This window comes from Acidovorax sp. 99 (assembly GCF_003096455.1).
Classification (GTDB): domain Bacteria; phylum Pseudomonadota; class Gammaproteobacteria; order Burkholderiales; family Burkholderiaceae_C; genus Acidovorax; species Acidovorax delafieldii.
This window is the reverse complement of the sequence record NZ_QEKU01000001.1, coordinates 343,652-363,343: the sequence shown is the minus strand read 5'-3', so window position 1 is coordinate 363,343 and position 19,692 is coordinate 343,652. Positions and strand designations below refer to the sequence as shown.

The following is a 19,692-nucleotide window of genomic DNA, read 5'->3' as shown; positions in this document are numbered from 1 at the left end:
AGACAAGGAATGACTGATTTGCGAATCCAACGCCGGGGTGTATTGCTCGGCGCGGCGGCTGCAGGCCTGGGCCTGGCCAGCAGCAACAGCTGGGCCCAAAGCACCTGGCCCAGCAAGCCCGTGACGGTGGTGGTGCCGTTCCCCGCCGGTGGCGGCACCGATGCGTTTGCCCGGCCGCTGGCTGCGCAGTTTTCCAAAAGCACAGGCAAGACGCTGGTGATCGACAACCGGGGGGGCGCCGGGGGCACGCTGGGTGCCAGCATTGCGTCCAAGGCGGCGCCCGATGGCTACACGCTGTTCATGGGCGCCGTGCACCACGCGATTGCCCCTGCGATGTACCCCAAGCTCGACTACGACATCGAGAAAGACTTCATTCCCCTGGCGCTGCTGGCCAACGTGCCCCAGGTGTTGGTGGTCAATCCCAAGACGCCGTCCACCAACTTCAAGCAGTTTCTGGACTACATCAAGCGCAACCCTGCCAAGCTCAACTACGGTTCGGCCGGAGCAGGCACCTCGCACCATCTGGCGGGTGAGCTGTTCAAGCAGCAGACGGGCACCTTCATCACCCACATCCCCTACCGGGGCGCGGGCCCCGCGCTGCAGGATCTCATTGGCGGCAACGTGGACATGATGTTCGACGGTCTGGGCTCGTCAGCCAATCACATCAAGAGCGGCCGTATCAAGGCGCTGATGGTGTCCGGCGCCAAGCGCAACCCCGCATTCCCCGACGTGCCCTGCGCCTCCGAAGTGGGCCTGCCCGACTACACCGTGACCACCTGGTACGGCCTGTGGGCGCCCAAAGGCACAGCCGCCGACGTGCAGGCCCGCATCGTGGACGAGATCAAGCGCCTGGGCACCGCCGATGAACTCAAGGCCGTCTGGGCCAGCAACGGCGCGGACTACGGCGGCATGACGCAGCAGCAGTTTGGCGCGTTTGTGAGCAGCGAGGTCAAGCGCTGGGCGGCGGTGGTGAAGGCGTCTGGCGCAAAGCTTGATTAACCCCCAAGACGGTGCGAACAAACCCGCCATGCCCGATCGCTCCGCAAAAGCGCACACCGTAGTTGTTGCAAATGCTCGCCGTAGCCGGTGCTATGGCTGCGCTTTGCGCCATCTCCCGAGGGGGACGCCATCCGTGGCCTGGCAAAGCCAGTTCCACGGTGGCGCTGGCGATGGCATGGCGGGGTGAGAAGGTCGTGGGCGGTATGTGAAGGAAATGGATACCAGGATGCCGGGTGAAGTGTTGATGAATGCCGGTGAGGGCGGAGTGGTGCATGTCACCCTGCGCCACACCGGGCGGCTGAACGCCATGTCGCGGCCCATGTGGCGGCAGTTGCGTGCGGTGTTTGAAGACGTGCAGCGCTCTGCCGATGCGCGCTGTGTGCTCATCGCGGGCGAGGGCGGAGCGTTCTGTGCGGGCGGAGACATTTCGGAGTACCCCGGCTTCCGTTTTGACGCGGCAGCGCTGCGCGACTTTCATGAAAACGACGTGTGGGGCGGGCTCAATGCCATGCTCCAGTGCGACGTGCCCATCGTGGCCCAGATCAGCGGCGCCTGCATGGGCGCCGGCGTGGAGATTGCCAGCTGCTGCGACATCCGGGTGGCGGGCAATGGCGCGCGCTTTGGCGCACCGATTGCCAAGCTGGGCTTTCCGATGGCCCCGCGCGAGGCGCAGCTGGTGGCAGGTGCAGTGGGCGACGTGACCGCACGCCAGATGCTGCTGGAGGCCGCCACCTTCAGCGCCCCCGACATGCTGGCACGCGGCTTTTTGAGCCGCGTGGTGGCCGACGACATGGTGGCCACCGAAGCCCTGGGCAGTGCCCAGCGCATTGCCGCGCTGGCGCCCCAGGCCGCCCGCATGAACAAACAGACGTTTCGGGCGTTGAAAGCGCCTGTAGCGCTACAAAATCATGCCTTGTCTGCTATTGAAAACATAGTAAATGGCCCTGCCGACCCCTATGCCTACGCCGCCAGCGCCGAGCACCGCGAAGGGATCTCTGCCTTTCTGGACAAGCGCGCGCCGGTGTTCTGACTGGCGCCTCCGTCCCCGCTTTCTCCCATTCAGTCAGTCCCAACCTCTCAACCCAGCCACCCAGCCCATTGAAGTCTGAGCCATGAGCCAACACAACCTCTTCAGCGCCCTGCGCGCCTCGTTCCCGTCCGACCTGGACAGCACTGCCGTTGAGACCACGGCGGCAGACGGCACCCCGCTGTTCTACACCTGGCGCGATCTGGACCGCGCCAGCGCCCGCATCGCCAACCTGCTTGCGTCGCTCAAGCTGCCCGAAGGCAGCCGCGTGGCCGTGCAGGTCGAAAAGTCGGTCGAAGCCATGGCGCTGTACCTGGCCACGCTGCGTGCGGGCTACGTCTTTTTGCCGCTCAACACCGCCTACCAAAGCGCCGAGATCGAATACTTCATCGGCAACGCCGAGCCGGCCGTGGTGGTGTGCTCGCCCGGCAACTTTGGCTGGGTCAGCAAGATTGCCTTCACCCTGGGCACGCAGCATGTCTTCACCCTGGGTGACGACCGTACCGGCAGCCTGCTGGAGCGTGCAGCGCACCACGGCGACGAGCACCAGGCCGTGTCCCGCAGCGCCGACGACCTGGCCGCCATCCTGTACACCAGCGGCACCACCGGCCGCAGCAAGGGTGCCATGCTCACGCACGGCAACATGCTGAGCAACGCTGTGATGCTCAAGGACTACTGGGGTTGGACGGCTACCGGAGGGCCTGACGGCCGGGGCGATGTGCTCATCCACGCACTGCCCATCTTCCACGTCCACGGCCTGTTCGTCGCCATCCACGGTGCGCTCATCAACGGCAGCAAGATGATCTGGATGGCCAAGTTCGACCCCAAGGCCGTCATCGCCGCCATGCCCCGCGCAACAGTGTTCATGGGCGTGCCCACGCTGTACGTCCGCATGCTGGCCGAGCCGGGCTTGAATAAGGATGCCGTGAAGAACATGCGCCTGTTCATTGCAGGCTCTGCACCGCTGCTGATCGAAACCTTCAAGGAATGGCAGCAGCGCACCGGTCACACCATCCTGGAGCGCTACGGCATGAGCGAAACCATCATGCTCACCAGCAACCCCTACAGCGCCGACCAGCGCTACAACGGCCAGGACGAACGCCGTGGCGGCACTGTGGGCTTCCCCCTGCCGGGCGTGAGCCTGCGCGTGCAGGGCGATGACGGCAAAGACCTGCCCGTGGGCGAGATCGGCGGTATCCAGGTCAAGGGCCCCAACGTGTTCAAAGGCTACTGGCGCATGCCCGAGAAGACGGCGGAAGAGTTCACGAAGGATGGCTACTTCAAGACCGGCGACGTGGGCAAGGTCGATGAGCGCGGCTACGTGCACATCGTGGGCCGCAGCAAAGACCTGATCATCAGCGGCGGCTACAACGTCTACCCCGCAGAGATCGAGGGCTACATCAACGACATGACCGGCGTGGCCGAAAGCGCCCTGGTCGGCGTGCCACACCCTGACTTTGGCGAAGTGGGCGTGGCCGTGGTCATTGCCAAGCCCGGAGCCCAACTGGATGCCGATGCCATCGTGGCTCAACTCAAGTCACAGCTGGCCAACTTCAAGATTCCGAAGAAATGCTTTGTAGTGGCGGAGCTGCCGCGCAACACCATGGGCAAGGTGCAGAAGAATCTGCTGCGGGATCAGTACAAGGGGTTGTTTGCCTGAGCAATTGCGCAGCGCAATGCGCACAAAGACAAAAAGGGGCAAGTTGCCCCTTTTTTGTTGGCGGACGCAGACGCAAACTCAGGCGCTGCGTTTGCTCTTATTTTGATAACTTAAGGCGCTTTCCAATCAAGCGTCATCAGCATATTTGGGGCTGCTTTAGCAGGAGGTGGTCGCTTCAGCGCAGCACCAGCACCGGAATGTGCGAATGCGTCAGCACATGCTGCGTTTCGCTGCCGAGCAGCAAACGCTTGAGGCCCTTGCGGCCATGCGAGGCCATCACGATCAGGTCGCACTTGTGCTTCTTGGCGGCCGCAATCACGGCTTCGGCCACCAGATCGGACTTGGCGACGACAGCCTTCACGGTCACGCCTTGCGCGCCGCCCTGGGCTTTCACGCCGTCGACCATGGCCTGTGCGGCATCGCCCCACTGGGCTTCGATGCGTTTGACGTCGTTCATGTCCACCGGCATGCCGCCTTCAAAGTAGCTGCGGGGGTAGCGGGGCACCACCTTGAGGGCGACCACGGTGGCGCCTGACAGGGCGGCCAGGGACAGGCCATGTTCCACCGCTTTGTCCGACAGAGGGGATCCGTCTGTAGCGATCAGGATGCGTTTGTACATAAAAGGGCTCCTCAAAGTGATGGAACAAGCTTAGGATGAATCATGTTCCGGGGCTTGATCCAGGTCAATGTAGTTGTCATGCCCCACAGATAGGCTTGAACCATGTCCATGTTTCAACCCGGTGCGCCGGCTTCCTCTGCGGTGCATCCTTCTGACAGCGTGGCAGATCCGTTGCCGCCGCAGCGGGTAGAGCTGCTGGATGACCCCCAGGAATGGCTGGCGTTTGGCCGTCCCTGCACCCCTGCAGGCAGCCCGTTGCCAAGTGGTGCCGCTGACCTTGTCACGGCCGACGCCGCAGCCACCGCGTGGGACTCCCATGTGGTGCTGGAGGGCATGCACTGCGCGGCCTGTGCCCTCACGATCGAAGACGCCCTGCGGGCCGTGCCGGGCGTGTTGCAGGCCGATGTGAGCGCCGCCACGCGCCGGGCCCGCGTGGTGTGGCAGCCTGGCCAAGTGAAGCCGTCGCAGTGGATGGAAGCCGTACGCCACGCGGGTTACCGCGCCATGCCCGCCATGGATGCGTTTGCGCGCGACCAGCGCCTGCGCGAGAGCCGCCGCGCGCTGTGGCGCTGGCTGGTGGCGGGCTTTTGCATGATGCAGGTGATGATGTATGCGTGGCCCGCCTACGTGGCACAGCCGGGCGACCTGTCGGGCGAGATGGAGCAGCTGTTGCGCTGGGCCTCCTGGGTCATCACGCTGCCCATGGTGGTGTTTTCCTGTGGTCCATTTTTTACCAGCGCGCTGCGCGACATTCGCCTGCGCCGCGTCAGCATGGACCTGCCCGTGGCGTTGGGCATGGCCATCACGTTCGTGGTCAGCACCGCTGGCACTTTTGACCCTGCAGGCATCTTTGGCAAGGAGGTGTACTACGACTCCTTGACCATGTTCGTGTTCTTCCTGCTCACCGGCCGCTGGCTGGAGCTGCGCCTGCGGGATCGCACGGCGGGTGCGCTGGAGGCCGTGATGAACCGCCTGCCCGACAGTGTGGAGCGGCGCGCGGCGGATGGCAGCTTCATCCGCGTGGCCACGCGGCGCATTGCGGTGGGGGACACCATCCGTGTGCTGCCCGGCGAGGCGTTTCCCGCCGACGGCCGCATCACGGCAGGCAGCACCCACGCCGATGAGGCTCTTCTGACGGGCGAATCCACACCCGTTGCACGCCCTGTCGGCAGCACCGTGACGGCGGGCAGCTACAACCTGCAGGCGCCGGTCGAGGTGCTGGTGGAAGGCACAGGTGGGCAAACCCGCTTTGCGCAAATCGTGGCGCTGATGGAAAGCGCTTCACTGCAAAAGCCCCGGCTGGCGCAGCTGGCGGACCGCATCGCGCGGCCTTTCCTGGTCGCCGTGTTGCTGGCGGCGGCGCTGGCGGCTGCCTATTGGTGGCCGTCGGACCCCGGGCATGCGCTGATGGTGGCGGTGGCCGTGCTCATCGTCACCTGCCCGTGCGCGCTGTCGCTGGCCACCCCGGTGGCCATGCTCACGGCGGCAGGCACGCTGGCGCGCCACGGCGTGCTGGTGCGCAATCTGCAGGGGCTGGAGGCGCTGGCCCAGGTGGACACCATGGTGTTTGACAAGACCGGTACGCTGACCCGCGACGGCATGGCGCTGCAAGCGGTACATCCTGCGGGCGGTTGCAGCGCAGAAGAGGCACTGGACTTGGCCGCAGCGCTCGCGCGCCAGTCCATGCACCCGGCTTCGCGGGCCTTGGCTGCGGCGGCTTCTGCACAGCAGCTGCCGTTGGGGCGTTGGCAGGTGACGGGTCTGCAAGAGGATGCAGGGCAGGGGCTGACTGCTACCGTGGAGGACACCACCGGGGCAGCAATTGCTCGCACGATCCGCCTGGGCTCTGCCCGCCATGCGGGTGTTGCCAACGATGCAGGCGGTGCTGCGCTGCAGGTCGTGCTCTCTGAGCAATCGGCAGATGGAGTCTTGCGCGAACTGGCCCGCTTCGATCTGGTGGAAGACCTGCGGGCTGAGGCTTCGGCCGTGGTGCACGCCCTGCAGCAGGACGGTGTGGCCGTGCAATTGCTGTCGGGTGACCGTCGAGGCGCGGTGCAACGGGTGGCCACGCAGGCGGGCATTGCCCAGGCCCAGGGCGAGTGCACTCCGCAGGGCAAGCTGGCCGCGCTGCAGGCACTGCAGTCGCAAGGACACCACGTGGCCATGGTGGGCGATGGCCTCAATGACGGCCCGGTGCTTGCGGGGGCCCATGTTTCTTTTGCCTTTGGCCGTGCCGTGCCGCTGGCGCAGTCCCGGGCGGACTTTGTGGTGTTGGGCGACAGCCTGGCGCTGGTGCCGCAAACCGTGCTGCTGGCGCGCCGCACCCTGCGCGTGGTGCGGCAGAACCTGTGGTGGGCCGCTGCCTACAATGCGCTGTGTGTGCCGCTGGCAGTACTGGGCTGGATGCCGGCCTGGCTGGCCGGGCTGGGCATGGCGCTGAGTTCGCTGCTGGTGGTGCTCAACGCAGCGCGCCTGGCGCGCGACCTGCCTTCCTTGCCAGGCTCGCACAGCGCGCCGTTGCCAACAGCTGCTTTGCCTGCGCGCCCCGACATCACGGCTGGCGGCACGTCGCAGCCGCCCCTTGATCTTTCGAAGACCCCACTGGAGCCCGTCTGATGGACATCCTTTATTTGCTGATTCCTTTGTCCGTCATGCTGGTGCTCCTGATTCTGGGAGGCCTGTGGTGGGCGGTGTACCAAGGCCAGTTCGAAAGCGTCGAACAAGAGGGGGAGCGCATTCTCCGAGACGGTTGACTTGTGTCAATGCCCGATAGCCGCGACTGCAACAAACTCTTACTGCAATACAAAGAGGTGCCCGATGGATTTTCCAAAAACAAATGCTGCGCACTACAACGACACTGTCGTGCGGCAGTTCTCTATCCTGGCCGTGGTGGTGGGGGTGGTCGGCATGCTGGTGGGCGTCATCATCGCCGCCCAGTTGGCCTGGCCAGAACTCAACTTTGGCATTCCGTGGCTGAGTTATGGCCGCTTGCGACCTTTGCACACCAATGCGGTGATCTTTGGTTTTGGCGGTAGCGCGCTGTTTGCTACCAGCTACTACGTGGTGCAGCGCACCTGCCAGGTCCGGCTTTTTGCGGGTCCTCTGGCCGCATTCACCTTCTGGGGCTGGGTGCTGGTCATTGCGGCTGCGGTAGTCAGCCTGCCCATGGGCTACACCCAGGGCAAGGAATACGCTGAACTCGAATGGCCCATCGACATCCTGATCACGCTGGTGTGGGTGTCCTATGCCATCGTGTTCTTCGGCACCATTGGAACCCGCAAGGTCAAGCATATCTATGTGGCCAACTGGTTCTTTGGTGCGTTCATCCTGGCCGTGGCGCTGCTGCACCTGGTGAACAGCGCCGCCATCCCTGCGGGCATGATGAAAAGCTACTCGGCCTACGCTGGTGTGCAGGACGCCATGGTGCAGTGGTGGTACGGCCACAATGCCGTGGGCTTCTTCCTGACCGCTGGCTTCCTGGGCATGATGTACTACTTCATCCCCAAGCAGGCGGGCCGTCCGGTGTACTCGTATCGCCTGTCGATCGTGCACTTCTGGGCGCTGATCTTCACCTACATGTGGGCCGGCCCACACCACCTGCACTACACCGCGCTGCCTGACTGGACGCAATCGGTGGGCATGGTGTTCTCGCTCATCCTGCTGGCACCCAGCTGGGGCGGCATGATCAACGGCATCATGACCCTGTCGGGTGCATGGCACAAGCTGCGTGACGACCCCATACTGCGCTTCCTGATCGTGTCGCTGTCGTTCTACGGCATGTCCACGTTCGAGGGCCCGATGATGTCCATCAAGACCGTCAACGCCCTGAGCCACTACACCGACTGGACCATCGGCCACGTGCACTCCGGCGCCCTGGGCTGGGTGGGCCTGATCTCGATGGGTTCGCTGTACTACCTGGTGCCCCGTCTGTTCGGCAAGGACAAGATGCACTCCGTCAAGGCGATCGAGCTGCACTTCTGGATGGCCACCATCGGCATCGTGCTGTACATCGCTGCCATGTGGATTGCCGGCGTGATGCAAGGCCTGATGTGGCGCGCGGTCAACCCCGACGGCACGCTCACCTACACCTTCGTGGAAAGCGTGAAGGCGACCTATCCCTTCTACGTGATCCGCGTGGCCGGTGGTCTGCTGTACTTGGGCGGCATGCTGGTCATGGCCTGGAACGTGTGGCTGACTGCCATCTCGGGCCGTTCGGTCAAGGTGGCCATTCCTGCAGTGAACACGGCCCACGCCTGAGTCCGAAGGAGATCATTCATGTCTAACAACAACACATCTGCTTCGACCGGTTTCACCCATGAAAAGGTGGAGACCAACAACTTTCTGATGATCGTGCTGATCCTGATCGTGATCGCCATTGGCGGTCTGGTCGAGATCGTGCCCCTGTTCTTCCAGAAGTCCACGACCGAGGCGGTCAAGGGTGTCGAGCCTTACAACGCTTTGCAGCTGGCAGGCCGCGACATCTACATCCGCGAGGGTTGCTACAACTGCCACTCGCAGATGATCCGCCCCTTCCGCGCAGAGACGCTGCGCTATGGCCACTACTCGGTGGCGGGCGAGTTTGTGTATGACCATCCCTTCCAGTGGGGCAGCAAGCGCACGGGGCCTGACCTGCACCGCGTGGGTGGCAAGTACAGCGACGAATGGCATCGCATCCACCTGAACAACCCCCGCGATGTGGTGCCCGAGTCCAACATGCCCGCGTACCCCTGGCTCGAAAAGAACCAGGTGGACCCTGCAGTGATGGCGCCCCGCATGAAGGCCCTGCGCACCGTGGGCGTGCCTTACACCGACGAGCAGATCACTGCTGCGGCGGGCGAGGTCAAGGGCAAGACGGAGCAGGACGCGCTCATCGCCTACCTGCAAGTCATGGGCCGTGCGCTCAAGTAAGCAAAGGAGATATCCCATGGACATCACCACCATGCGCATCGTCGCCACCCTGGCATCGATGGCCTGCTTCATTGGCATCTGGGTCTGGGCCTACCGAGGCCGCAACAAGGCCCGGTTCGACGAGGCAGCCCAGCTGCCTTTCGAGACAGATTGACCTTCACCAGAACGAGAACACCCCATGAGTGACTTCACCAGCAATTTCTGGTCGGTCTTTGTGACCACGCTGACCCTGGTCGGCATCATCGCCTGCGGCATCCTGCTTTGGATGGCAGGCCGCAAGAAGGTGGTTGCCACCTCCGACAACACCACCGGCCACGTCTGGGACGAGGACCTGGTCGAAATGAACAACCCCCTGCCGCGCTGGTGGGTGTGGCTGTTCGTCATCACCATCGTCTTTGGCCTGGGCTACCTGGCTGCCTACCCAGGTCTGGGCAGCTTTACCGGCAAGCTCAACTGGACGCAAAAGGGGGAGTACGAAGCCGAAATGGCCAAGGCCAAGACGGAGCTGGAGCCCCTGTATGCCCGCTTTGTATCCATGAAGCCCGAAGACGTGGCCAAGGACCCGCAGGCCCATGCCATTGGCGAGCGCTTGTTCATGAACAACTGCGCGCAGTGCCACGGCTCGGATGCACGCGGCAGCAAGGGCTTCCCGAACCTGACGGACAACGACTGGCTGCATGGCGGCACACCCGAAAAGATCCGCGAGACGCTGGAGAAGGGCCGCATCGGCAACATGCCTCCCATGGCAGCGGCCGTGGGCACCCCAGAAGACGTGCGCAACCTGTCGCATTACGTGTTGAGCCTGTCGGGTAGCCCGCACGACTCGCTGCGTGCATCGCTGGGCAAGTCCAAATTTGCGGCGTGCGCGGCCTGCCACGGTATGGATGGCAAGGGCAACCAGGCACTGGGTGCACCCAATCTGACCGACGATATCTGGCTGCATGGCTGGGGCGAGGCTGCCATCACGGCCATGATCAACAACGGAAAGGTCAACCAGATGCCTGCACAGGCCGAGAAGTTGACCGAGGCGCAGATCGGCGTACTCTCTGCCTATGTGTGGGGCCTGTCGAACAAGCAGGTGGCTGCACGTTGATATGTCCACCGGGCGGTGTGCTTGAGGCGCTGCCCGGGTTTTCTTTTCAGAGTAAGCCTGTCCTCCGTTCATAAAGCGACACCATGAGCACACCCAGCGAGCCTGCTCGCAAGGTCATCCCGATTACGCCAGTCACCACCGATGCGTCCTCTGCGGGCGAGATCATCTCGCTGTACGAAGCGCAAAAGAAGATCTACCCGCGCTCGATCAGCGGATTGTTTGCGCGCTGGCGTTGGGGCATGGTGCTTTTGACGCAGCTGGTGTTTTACGGGCTGCCGTGGTTTGAATGGGGCCAGCGCCAGATGGTGCTGTTTGATCTGGGAGCTCGCAGGTTCTACATCTTTGGCCTGGTGCTCTATCCGCAGGATTTCATCTATCTCACCGGTCTTCTGATCATTTCGGCGCTGTCGCTGTTCCTTTTCACCGCCGTGGCAGGGCGCCTGTGGTGTGGCTTTGCCTGTCCGCAGACGGTGTACACCGAAATGTTCATGTGGATCGAGCACAAGATCGAAGGCGATCGCAGTGCCCGCCTCCGCCTGGACAACGGTCCCTGGACGTTCGAGAAGATCCGCAAAAAGTTTCTCAAGCAGGTGGTGTGGATCGCCGTGGCCCTGTGGACTGGGTTCACTTTCGTAGGGTACTTCGTGCCCATCCGCGAACTGGGCAGCGAGCTGCTGGCGTTTGAAGGCGGCTGGCAGATTTTCTGGGTGCTGTTCTACGGTTTTGCCACCTACGGCAACGCAGGCTTCATGCGCGAGCAGGTCTGCAAGTACATGTGCCCCTATGCGCGCTTTCAGAGCGCAATGTTTGATAAAGACACGCTCATCGTCACCTACGACCCTGAGCGTGGCGAGCAGCGCGGCCCGCGCAAGAAGAACATTGACTACAAGGCCCAGGGGCTTGGCGACTGCATTGACTGCTCGCTGTGTGTGCAGGTCTGTCCGGTGGGCATCGATATCCGCAAGGGCTTGCAATATGAGTGCATTGGTTGCGGGTTGTGTGTGGACGCCTGCAATACGGTGATGGACAAGATGCAGTACCCGCGTGGCCTGATCCGCTATTCCACCCAGAACGGCGTGGCCAAGCGCTGGACGCAGTCCCAGATGCTGCGTCGCGTGTTGCGTCCCCGTGTGCTGATCTACACCGCCGTGCTGGTAGCACTGTGCGTTGCCATGCTGGCCAGCCTGGTGGTGCGCACGCCGCTGAAGGTGGATGTCGTGCGTGACCGGGCCGCGCTCTCGCGCATTGTGGCGGGGGGCAAACTGGAGAATATTTACCGGCTGCAGATCATGAATGCCACGGAGGGCGAACAGCGCTACCGCATCAGTGCGCGTGGACTGGAGGGGCTGGAGGTGGCCTCCGAGGCCGAAGTGGATATTGGCGCAGCAGAGTCGCGCTGGGTGGCCGTGCGTTTGCAGATTCCGTATGGCTCCGCCACGTCGGGCTCGCATGCGGTTCAGTTTGACGTGCAGGCCGTAGGGGCAGCTGCCCACGTGACGGAAAAATCCGTGTTTCTTGTGCCGCGTTGAGCGGCATCCCGGTGGGGCCTTTCAGGGCCGCACTTTGACCGATATTGTTGAGGAGTAGAGCACCATGTCTTCAAACCCTGCCATCGCGACACCGGCAGTTCCCGTGCCCTGGTGGAAGTTCGGCCATGTGTGGCTGGTGATTGCCGGGCCTGCCATCGTGATCGTGGCTGGCTTTGTGACGCTATGGCTGGCGATTTCTCGGCCTGACCCGGTGGTGGCCGAGGATTACTACCGCCAGGGCATTGAGATCAACAAGACCTTGGTGGCGCCGGAGAAAAGCCTGGCACCGGCACTCAAGGCCCGCAACCATGCGGCCACCCCCGTGCAAGACCAACCACGCTGACAACCCGCCGGTCGCTGCCCCCAGCGACCCCAGGCAGCACCAGGAGACAGAACCGATATGTGGACGCAACGCCTGATGTGGATTGCATGGCCCGCCTTCTTGATGGCGGGCGTGCTGGAGATGCTGGTTTTTGCCATGGTGGACCCCCAGGACCTGCACTGGTTCGGCCAGCCCCTGGCGCTGTCACGGCAAGGGGTGTACACCCTCGCATTTTTTGTGTTTTGGGCCATCACCATGGCCACGAGCGCATTGACGACACTGCTGTCCATGTCTCCGTTCGAGGTCAACCGGTGCCCGGTGCCCGATGGGGAGCGCCCCGACGATTGCCGCAAGACTTCGTCCTGCCCCTGAACCCTTTTCGCCTGCTTGTCTGGGCATGCAATGCATGCCGTTTCGCAAGAGATGGTTGTACTTTGTGCGGAACTGACCCTTCCGCGTGGAAGTGGCTCGGTGTCAGTGTCGTCAGTGGCAGGTCTGCTGGCTGTTCACGATGCGTCGCAGGGCATCGGTGTCGAGAATGCGCACATGGCGCTGTTTGACTTCCACGATCCCTTCTTCCACAAACTTGGAGAAGGTCCGGCTGACCGTTTCGAGTTTGAGACCGAGGTAGCTGCCGATTTCTTCGCGCGTCATGCGCAACACCAGTTCCGACTGCGAGAAGCCCCGTGCATGCAGGCGCTGCACCAGGTTCAGCAAAAAGGCGGCCAGGCGTTCCTCGGCACGCATGCTGCCCAGCAGCAACATCACGCCGTGCTCGCGCACGATCTCGCGACTCATGATTTTGTGTACGTGGTGCTGCAGGGCTGTGACTTCGCGTGACAGCTCTTCAATGCGGTCGAAGGGCATGACACACACTTCGGCGTCTTCAAGTGCCACCGCATCACAGGTATGGTGGTCATTGACGATGCCGTCGAGCCCGATGATCTCGCCCGCCATCTGAAAGCCCGTGACCTGGTCGCGACCGTCTTCCGTGGCCACGCAGGTCTTGAAGAACCCGGTGCGGATGGCATAAAGGGACGTGAAGGACTCGCCATTGCGAAACAGCGTGCCTCCGCGTTTGACTTTGCGACGGACGGCAACCACCTCGTCAATGCGCTGGAGCTGCTCTTCGTTCAAGCCCACGGGCATGCACAGCTCGCGGAGGTTGCAGTTGGAGCAGGCGACTTTGATGGTGAGCGGGTTCATAGGCACATGGACTTGGGTTGTTGGTCGAGCATATCGTGCTTGCCGTACACGAACCTGAATACAGGGCGCGGGCGAGCGGCTGACCTTCATCAAATTGTCGCCGTATCGCTTGTTGGTTCACTTGATGCAGGTCAAGGACATGTCCCGGAGCCTACGGCACAGTCAAGGTGTACGCAAGGAAATTTCCCCATGACTGCTGTTTCGCCAGATCTTCTGCGCCGCTTTGACGTGCCAGGGCCCCGTTATACGTCCTATCCAACGGCCGACCGATTTGTGGAGGCCTTCGGTCAGGAAGATTATGTGCTGGCGCTGCAACAGCGCCGTTCGGGCACGCTGGCCAAGGCCATGCCGCTGTCCCTGTACGTGCACATCCCGTTTTGCGAATCCCTGTGCTACTACTGCGCCTGCAACAAGATCATCACCAAACACCATGACCGCGCCGAGGTCTACTTGCGCTACCTGAGCCGCGAGATCGACCTGCACACCGCGCACTGTGGCGTAGGACAGGTGGTGAGTCAATTGCACCTGGGCGGTGGCACGCCCACCTTCCTCTCAGATGCGGGCTTGCGGGAGCTGATGGCCATGCTCAAGCGCAGCTTCACGCTGGCGCCCGGGGGCGAATACTCGATCGAAGTGGATCCGCGCACGGTCAACTCCGAGCGTCTGGCGCTCCTGGCTGAATTGGGCTTTAACCGCCTGAGTTTTGGCGTGCAGGACTTTGATGCCGAAGTGCAAAAGGCCGTGCACCGCATTCAGCCTGCGGAGCAGGTTTTTGCACTGGTGGAGTCCGCCCGCTCGCTGGGCTTTGATTCGGTGAACGTGGACCTGATCTACGGCCTGCCGCGCCAGACGCCAGAGTCTTTTGACCGCACGCTGGCGCAGGTGGCGCAGCTGCGGCCTGACCGCATTGCGTTGTATGCCTATGCACACTTGCCGGAGCGTTTCAAGCCACAGCGTCGCATCATCTCCGCCGAATTGCCCACGGGCGCGAGCAAGCTGTCCATGCTCTCGCGCTCACTCGATGCGTTCATGGACGCTGGGTATGTCTATGTGGGTATGGACCACTTTGCTCTGCCTACCGACGCACTGGCTGTGGCCAAGCGCCAGGGACGCTTGCACCGCAACTTCCAGGGCTACAGCACGCAGCCAGACTGCGACCTGATTGGGCTGGGCGTATCGGCCATCGGCCGGGTCGGGGCGACTTACAGCCAGAACTCCAAGACACTGGACGAGTACTACGACTTCCTGGACCAGGGGCGGCTGCCTGTGGTCCGCGGGCTGGCCCTGACCCGCGACGACCTGGTGCGCCGCGCGGCCATCATGGCCCTGATGTGCCAGGGCGAGCTGCTGTTCGAGCCGATGGAGCAGGCGTGGTTGATCGATTTCCGCCAGTATTTCGCGGCGGAGTTGGCCCAATTGGAGGGCATGCAGGAGCAAGGGCTGGTGCGCGTTGGGCCAGAGGGCATTGAAGTGACTGCGACCGGTTGGTTCTTCGTGCGGGGCATCGCCATGGTTTTTGACCGCTATCTGCAGGCAGACCGCAACCGCGCCCGGTTTTCGCGCATCATCTGATACCTATGCTTGCCACGGTCGGCTGGACTGCTCTGCTCATGGGACTCGCTGGCGGGTCCCACTGCCTGGCCATGTGCTCCGCGCCCTGTGGAGCGCTCGTGGGGCAGGGCGGCGCGCCACTGGCGGAGGGCAGTGCCGAGCGGGTGGTGCGCTGGGCGCCGCGTGGCGGCGTGCTGCAGCGCACCGTGGCCTTTCATGCGGGGCGCCTGGTGGGCTATGCCAGCGCCGGTGCATTGGCGGCCTTGGCCATGGACAGTCTGGCATGGCTGACCCAGCAGACCACCGCGCTGCGTCCCGCCTGGACGCTGATGCACGTGGCGGTGATGGCCTGGGGGCTCATGATGATGGTGCAGTCGCGGCAGCCTGCCTGGGTGGAGCAGGCGGGCCGCTCCGTGTGGGCGCGTGTTCGTCCGCTGGTCGGGGCTCCGGGCGGAGTGATGGCGGCCGGGGTTCTGTGGGCCCTGATGCCTTGTGGACTGCTCTATTCGGCCCTGTTGGTCGCGGCGCTCAGCGGGGGGGCGCTGGAGGGGGTCCTCACCATGGCTCTGTTTGCCGTGGGCAGCGGGGTGTGGCTGGTGGGCGGCCCCTGGGCTTGGAGCAGCCTTCGCAACCGGCTGAACCTCGCGCGGGCGCAGTGGGGCACGAGGGCCGCAGGCGCCATGCTGTGCGCGGTAGCTGCCTGGGCGCTGTGGATGGATCTCATTTACAAGCCGTCGCTCTGGTGCCGCTGAGCGCGAGGCGCTGATCCGTCCACATCACCCCAGTCGCCCCGCGGCTGGAAGGTGGGCGATGCCTTTGTCGCGGGGACTGGGGTGGTCCAGCCAGGCCCGCTTTCAGTCAAGTGTTGCCGGATCGCTGCGCGGCCTGTCGGTTCTTCGCCACGTCACTGGAACTGGTGATAATCTGCGTAACTATTGGTGGCATTGATGTCGCCATGTATCGTGCGCCTGACGTGAACTCATCCATCCTCATCGACATCAGCCAACTGCGTGTCGGCATGTACATCCAGCTCGACGTGGGCTGGATGCATCATCCGTTCCCGACCAGCAGTTTCCGGGTGGCGTCGTCGGATCAGATCACCACCTTGCGGGAGCTGGGACTGACCGAGGTGCGTTACGTCCCCAAGAAGAGCGATCCTGAACTCCAGGAGCTGGTGCCGGCCGCCTGGAGCGTGCCTGAAATGACAGTGCCGCCGCCCAACGGCCTGGATGCGCCTGGGCCTGGCACGACCACTGTCGTGGACCCCGAGGCACAGCGTCGCCGCGAGCTGCTGGAAGCGCAAAACCGGGCCTTGGCTGCCTGCAACCAGCGTTTCTCGGAAGCCACGCGGCAGTACCAGTCCATGGAGCGCACGGTGTCAGAGCACCCGGACCAGGCCAGGGCCAAGGGGGAGGCGCTGGTCTCTGGATGCGTGACCGAACTGCTGGAAAACGGCGACTCCGTCATCCGGCTGCTGTCCGAGGGCGTGGGCGAGCGCAACGGGTTGCATCCGATCAATGTGATGGTGATTTCGCTGCTGCTGGGTCGGTCCCTGGGCATGAAGAGCGAGGAGCTGCACGATCTGGGTGTGGCAGCATTGATCCACGACATTGGCAAGCTCAAGCTTCCGCCCAATCTGCGCCAGCCCACCCCGTCCATGATCCCCATGGAGCGCACGCGCTACGAGACCCACGTGGTGGAATCCGTGGCCTTGGCCAAACGCATGGGGTTTGCCGATGCGGTGCTGACTGCAGTGGCCCGGCACCACGAGATGTGTGACGGTAGCGGGTTTCCCCAACGCTTGAAGGGGCCTGACCTGGGGCGCATGAGCCAGGTCCTGGCACTGGTCAATCAATACGACCGGATGTGCAACCCGGCCATGGGTGTGACGGCGCTGACCCCGCATGAGGCGCTATCCGTCATCTTTGCCCAGCTCAAGGCGCGGTTTGATTCCGTGGTCCTGGGGGCTTTCATTCGCATGATGGGGGTCTACCCGCCCGGCTCCATCGTGCAATTGGTCAATGACCGGTATGCCATCGTGGCCTCGGTCAACTCGTCGCGGCCGTTGCGGCCCAAGGTCATCGTGCACGACCCACGGGTGCCCAAGGAAGAGGCGCCGATCCTGGATCTGGAAACGGTCCCTGAATTGGGCATACGGCGCAGCCTCAAGCCCGCGCAGCTTCCGCGTGACGCGCTGGACTACCTGTCTCCCCGGCAGCGGATCTGTTACTTTTTTGAGCGAGCGGTTAGTCCCGGCCCTGACGAGGCTGCGGCGTGAACGATCTCCCATCGCTCGGGTGGCTGGACGGCCTGCAGGAGGCCGTGTGGCTCTTGGATGAGGCCAGCCAACACATCCTGCAAGCCAACGCAGGCGCCGAGCGCCTCACTGGATTGTCTGCCGTCGCCATGCGGGGGCGGTCTGTGCTGGACTTGGCCAGTACGCCCCAGGAGTTGGCGTTCTGGTCTGAGCCTGTCGATGTGATTGCGCAGGGCGTGACTGCCCATACGAGTTTGCTGCGTGCTGATGGCAGCCTGGTGCCGGTGCAGCGTTGTGTCCGGCGTGTGCCATGGGGAGAGGGGGGTAGCACGGTGCTGCTGCTGACCATGCTGGACCGCAGCCTTCAGGAGACCACCGAGCGTGAGCTGGAGACACTGTTGTCCGAGCTGCGTGCCACGCTGGACTCCGCCGCTGATGGCATGCTGGTGTGTGGACTGGATCGCCGTGTGCGCGCATTCAACCAGCGCCTGGCCCAGCTGTGGAACCTGCCGCGCCAGTTGCTGGTGGAGCGCGACGATGCGGCGGTGTACGCCTTCATGGCAGACCAGGTGTCGGACCCCCGTTTCTATGCCGAGCGCCTGGCAGCCATCGACCGCGAACCCATGCAGGAGAGCACCGACATCGTCGAGCTGCGCAACGGCGTGGTACTGGAGATGCGCACGGTGCCGCAGTTCAGCCAGGGCCGCGCAGTGGGCCGTGTGTATTCGTTCCGGGACATCACTCGCCAAACCGAGACTCAGGCGAGCCTGCGCTTGGCCGCGCGCGTGTTTGAGTCCAGCCTGGATGCGATCTTCATCGCCGACAGCCAGCACCGCATCATGCGGATGAACCCCGGGTGTGAGCGGCTGGTCGGCCCTACGGCCAAGGGTTTTGAAGGCTGCGTGGCTGCCTCGCTGTTTGGCGGGGGCTCGGATGCCTCCTTCATGGGGCAGGTACTGCAGGGCTGGGCCAAGGATGGCTTCTGGGAGGGCGAGTTGTGGCTGCCCCGTGACAACGGTGCTTACTGCGCGGTGCAACTGTCGTGGGTGGCCTTGCGTGATGATGAGGGGCGGCTGGTGCAGAGCATCGGTTTCATGCGGGACCTCACGCTGCAGCATGCCGCGCAAAAGCGCATTGAAGAGCTGGCCTACAGCGACGCGCTGACAGGTCTTCCCAACCGCCTGCTGCTCTCGCAGCGCGTGGATACCGCCATCCAAGGGGCGCGCCAGAGCGACACCGGCTTCGCGATCCTGTTCCTGGACATGGACCGCTTCAAGATCATCAATGACTCCCTGGGGCACCCTTTTGGAGACCGGGTGCTGCAGTTGGTGGCCGAGCGTCTGCAGACCTGCTTGCGGCAAACCGACATGCTGTGCCGTCTGGGCGGGGATGAATTTGTCATCTACCTGCATGGGGGTGATGCATCGGTGGCCGAAAGTGTGGCGCGCCGGATTCTGGACGACATGCTCAAGCCCTTCATGCTTGACAGCATGGGCTTCTCGATCCAGTGCAGTATCGGCATTGCGCTGTACCCGCAGGATGGCGCCACGCTAGATGACCTCATCAAGCAGTCCGACACCGCGATGTATAGGGTCAAGGAGCGTGGTCGCGGCAGCTATGGCTTTTACCAGCCGCAGATGAACGCCAACCTGCTCGCGCGCATGCAGATGGAGCACGCCATGCGCCAGGCACTGGGTCTGCAGCGCATGGCCGTGCACTACCAGCCCCAGGTCAATATGGCGACCGGTCGCATCACCGGGGCCGAGGCGCTGCTGCGCTGGACGGATGCAGAGTTCGGCGCCGTGTCGCCTGCCGTGTTCATTCCCTTGGCTGAAGAGTCGGGTTACATCGTGACGCTGGGCGCCTGGGTGATGGAGCAAGCGGTGCGCGAGGCCGCCCTGTGGATGCACAGCGGCACGCCCATCATGATTTCCGTGAACGTGTCTGCGCTGGAGTTTCGCCAGCCCGATTTTGTGGACCGCATCACGCGCCTGCTGGCGGTGCATCAGCTGCCGCCGACGTTGCTGGAGCTGGAACTGACAGAAACCATCCTGCTCCAGGACGCACAGGAGATGGAGCAGCGCCTGCGCGTGCTGGCCGACCTGGGCATTGGCCTGGCGATCGACGATTTCGGCACCGGCTATTCGAGCCTGGCCTATCTCAAGAAACTACCCATTCACAAGCTGAAGATCGACCAGTCCTTTGTGCGCGGCCTGCCCGACGACGACGGCGACCGTGCCATTGTCAGCGCCATCATCAGCATGGGCCGTGCCATGCACATCGAAGTGGTGGCCGAAGGGGTGGAGACTGAAACCCAGCAGGCGGTGCTGCAGCAAATGCAGTGCGAGCACTACCAGGGTTTTTTGTGTGCACCGGGTCTGCCGGCAGACCAGTTCCGAGCCATGCTGAGCCAACCCCTGCCGCTGAAGGCCCAGGGGCGTCACCGACCGCTGAGCACCTGAAGCTCCAGCGCTCAGCGACCGGAGGCTGCGGCTCGGCAGACGGCCGAGAGTTCGCCTCT

General features: G+C 63.5%; 18 protein-coding genes. 16 read left to right on the top strand and 2 right to left on the bottom strand.

The window, feature by feature from the left end; genetic code table 11:
• The first annotated feature begins 9 nt into the window (after positions 1-9).
• The 3 genes from C8C95_RS01785 to C8C95_RS01775 all read left to right on the top strand — a co-directional run bounded on the left by C8C95_RS01785 (position 10) and on the right by C8C95_RS01775 (position 3,686).
• The gene (locus tag C8C95_RS01785; RefSeq protein WP_116747441.1) at positions 10-999 is read left to right on the top strand and encodes a tripartite tricarboxylate transporter substrate binding protein; all 990 of its coding nucleotides are present in this window, start codon (positions 10-12) and stop codon (positions 997-999) included.
• 226 nt (positions 1,000-1,225) lie between these two features.
• On the top strand, positions 1,226-2,029 hold the full coding sequence (locus C8C95_RS01780) for an enoyl-CoA hydratase/isomerase family protein (RefSeq protein ID WP_116747440.1): 804 nt from the start codon (positions 1,226-1,228) through the stop codon (positions 2,027-2,029).
• A gap of 82 nt (positions 2,030-2,111) precedes the next feature.
• Positions 2,112-3,686 carry a malonyl-CoA synthase gene (locus C8C95_RS01775; RefSeq protein ID WP_116747439.1) on the top strand — a complete coding sequence of 525 codons (1,575 nt, stop codon included), beginning with the start codon at positions 2,112-2,114 and terminating at the stop codon, positions 3,684-3,686.
• Between the two features lie 175 nt (positions 3,687-3,861).
• Here C8C95_RS01775 and C8C95_RS01770 read toward each other — a convergent pair whose 3' ends face one another.
• Positions 3,862-4,305: a universal stress protein gene (locus C8C95_RS01770; protein WP_015014815.1), complete on the bottom strand. Its 444-nt coding sequence runs from the start codon at positions 4,303-4,305 to the stop codon at positions 3,862-3,864.
• 108 nt (positions 4,306-4,413) lie between these two features.
• Here C8C95_RS01770 and C8C95_RS01765 point away from each other — a divergent pair, with 108 nt between their 5' ends.
• The 9 genes from C8C95_RS01765 to C8C95_RS01725 all read left to right on the top strand — a co-directional run bounded on the left by C8C95_RS01765 (position 4,414) and on the right by C8C95_RS01725 (position 12,529).
• Positions 4,414-6,921 (top strand): cation-translocating P-type ATPase, encoded by a 2,508-nt coding sequence (locus tag C8C95_RS01765; RefSeq protein WP_243415760.1) that lies wholly within the window; start codon positions 4,414-4,416, stop codon positions 6,919-6,921.
• Positions 6,921-7,058, top strand: a complete 138-nt coding sequence (gene ccoS, locus C8C95_RS01760; protein WP_116747438.1) for a cbb3-type cytochrome oxidase assembly protein CcoS — start codon at positions 6,921-6,923, stop codon at positions 7,056-7,058. Before C8C95_RS01765 ends, ccoS begins: the two co-directional genes overlap by 1 nt.
• Positions 7,059-7,122: 64 nt before the next feature.
• A complete protein-coding gene (ccoN, locus tag C8C95_RS01755) occupies positions 7,123-8,562 on the top strand; it encodes a cytochrome-c oxidase, cbb3-type subunit I (RefSeq protein WP_110961118.1) in 1,440 nt (479 codons plus the stop codon).
• Between the two features lie 18 nt (positions 8,563-8,580).
• Complete coding sequence (gene ccoO / locus C8C95_RS01750; protein WP_060987389.1) at positions 8,581-9,213, top strand: cytochrome-c oxidase, cbb3-type subunit II; 633 nt, start codon at positions 8,581-8,583, stop codon at positions 9,211-9,213.
• A 16-nt stretch (positions 9,214-9,229) separates the two neighbouring features.
• Entirely contained in the window at positions 9,230-9,367 is a 138-nt protein-coding gene (locus C8C95_RS01745; protein WP_015014811.1) for a CcoQ/FixQ family Cbb3-type cytochrome c oxidase assembly chaperone, read from the top strand.
• A 24-nt stretch (positions 9,368-9,391) separates the two neighbouring features.
• Positions 9,392-10,306: a cytochrome-c oxidase, cbb3-type subunit III gene (gene ccoP / locus C8C95_RS01740; RefSeq protein ID WP_056064389.1), complete on the top strand. Its 915-nt coding sequence runs from the start codon at positions 9,392-9,394 to the stop codon at positions 10,304-10,306.
• An 83-nt stretch (positions 10,307-10,389) separates the two neighbouring features.
• Entirely contained in the window at positions 10,390-11,835 is a 1,446-nt protein-coding gene (gene ccoG / locus C8C95_RS01735; protein WP_116747437.1) for a cytochrome c oxidase accessory protein CcoG, read from the top strand.
• A gap of 64 nt (positions 11,836-11,899) precedes the next feature.
• A complete protein-coding gene (locus C8C95_RS01730) occupies positions 11,900-12,178 on the top strand; it encodes a FixH family protein (RefSeq protein WP_056064383.1) in 279 nt (92 codons plus the stop codon).
• 57 nt (positions 12,179-12,235) lie between these two features.
• Positions 12,236-12,529 (top strand): hypothetical protein, encoded by a 294-nt coding sequence (locus tag C8C95_RS01725; RefSeq protein ID WP_056064380.1) that lies wholly within the window; start codon positions 12,236-12,238, stop codon positions 12,527-12,529.
• A gap of 111 nt (positions 12,530-12,640) precedes the next feature.
• On the opposite strand, the gene fnr is transcribed toward C8C95_RS01725, so the two are convergent.
• On the bottom strand, positions 12,641-13,363 hold the full coding sequence (gene fnr, locus C8C95_RS01720) for a fumarate/nitrate reduction transcriptional regulator Fnr (RefSeq protein ID WP_015014806.1): 723 nt from the start codon (positions 13,361-13,363) through the stop codon (positions 12,641-12,643).
• A gap of 189 nt (positions 13,364-13,552) precedes the next feature.
• Here fnr and hemN point away from each other — a divergent pair, with 189 nt between their 5' ends.
• From hemN to C8C95_RS01700, 4 genes are all read left to right on the top strand, one after another.
• Positions 13,553-14,935: an oxygen-independent coproporphyrinogen III oxidase gene (gene hemN / locus C8C95_RS01715; RefSeq protein ID WP_056064378.1), complete on the top strand. Its 1,383-nt coding sequence runs from the start codon at positions 13,553-13,555 to the stop codon at positions 14,933-14,935.
• Positions 14,936-14,940: 5 nt separating this feature from the next.
• Positions 14,941-15,666 carry a sulfite exporter TauE/SafE family protein gene (locus tag C8C95_RS01710; RefSeq protein WP_116747436.1) on the top strand — a complete coding sequence of 242 codons (726 nt, stop codon included), beginning with the start codon at positions 14,941-14,943 and terminating at the stop codon, positions 15,664-15,666.
• Positions 15,667-15,887: 221 nt separating this feature from the next.
• Complete coding sequence (locus C8C95_RS01705; protein WP_243415610.1) at positions 15,888-17,192, top strand: HD-GYP domain-containing protein; 1,305 nt, start codon at positions 15,888-15,890, stop codon at positions 17,190-17,192.
• Positions 17,189-19,633 carry an EAL domain-containing protein gene (locus C8C95_RS01700; RefSeq protein WP_116747434.1) on the top strand — a complete coding sequence of 815 codons (2,445 nt, stop codon included), beginning with the start codon at positions 17,189-17,191 and terminating at the stop codon, positions 19,631-19,633. The genes C8C95_RS01705 and C8C95_RS01700 overlap by 4 nt, the downstream gene beginning before the upstream one ends.
• Positions 19,634-19,692 lie beyond the last annotated feature (59 nt).

Bases quoted from the DNA above. Each gene is read 5' to 3' on its own strand.
- C8C95_RS01785 (WP_116747441.1), top strand. From the start codon at position 10: ATGACTGATTTGCGAATCCAACGCCGGGGTGTATTGCTCGGCGCGGCG.
- C8C95_RS01780 (WP_116747440.1), top strand. From the start codon at position 1,226: ATGCCGGGTGAAGTGTTGATGAATGCCGGTGAGGGCGGAGTGGTGCAT.
- C8C95_RS01775 (WP_116747439.1), top strand. From the start codon at position 2,112: ATGAGCCAACACAACCTCTTCAGCGCCCTGCGCGCCTCGTTCCCGTCC.
- C8C95_RS01770 (WP_015014815.1), bottom strand. From the start codon at position 4,305: ATGTACAAACGCATCCTGATCGCTACAGACGGATCCCCTCTGTCGGAC.
- C8C95_RS01765 (WP_243415760.1), top strand. From the start codon at position 4,414: ATGTTTCAACCCGGTGCGCCGGCTTCCTCTGCGGTGCATCCTTCTGAC.
- ccoS (WP_116747438.1), top strand. From the start codon at position 6,921: ATGGACATCCTTTATTTGCTGATTCCTTTGTCCGTCATGCTGGTGCTC.
- ccoN (WP_110961118.1), top strand. From the start codon at position 7,123: ATGGATTTTCCAAAAACAAATGCTGCGCACTACAACGACACTGTCGTG.
- ccoO (WP_060987389.1), top strand. From the start codon at position 8,581: ATGTCTAACAACAACACATCTGCTTCGACCGGTTTCACCCATGAAAAG.
- C8C95_RS01745 (WP_015014811.1), top strand. From the start codon at position 9,230: ATGGACATCACCACCATGCGCATCGTCGCCACCCTGGCATCGATGGCC.
- ccoP (WP_056064389.1), top strand. From the start codon at position 9,392: ATGAGTGACTTCACCAGCAATTTCTGGTCGGTCTTTGTGACCACGCTG.
- ccoG (WP_116747437.1), top strand. From the start codon at position 10,390: ATGAGCACACCCAGCGAGCCTGCTCGCAAGGTCATCCCGATTACGCCA.
- C8C95_RS01730 (WP_056064383.1), top strand. From the start codon at position 11,900: ATGTCTTCAAACCCTGCCATCGCGACACCGGCAGTTCCCGTGCCCTGG.
- C8C95_RS01725 (WP_056064380.1), top strand. From the start codon at position 12,236: ATGTGGACGCAACGCCTGATGTGGATTGCATGGCCCGCCTTCTTGATG.
- fnr (WP_015014806.1), bottom strand. From the start codon at position 13,363: ATGAACCCGCTCACCATCAAAGTCGCCTGCTCCAACTGCAACCTCCGC.
- hemN (WP_056064378.1), top strand. From the start codon at position 13,553: ATGACTGCTGTTTCGCCAGATCTTCTGCGCCGCTTTGACGTGCCAGGG.
- C8C95_RS01710 (WP_116747436.1), top strand. From the start codon at position 14,941: ATGCTTGCCACGGTCGGCTGGACTGCTCTGCTCATGGGACTCGCTGGC.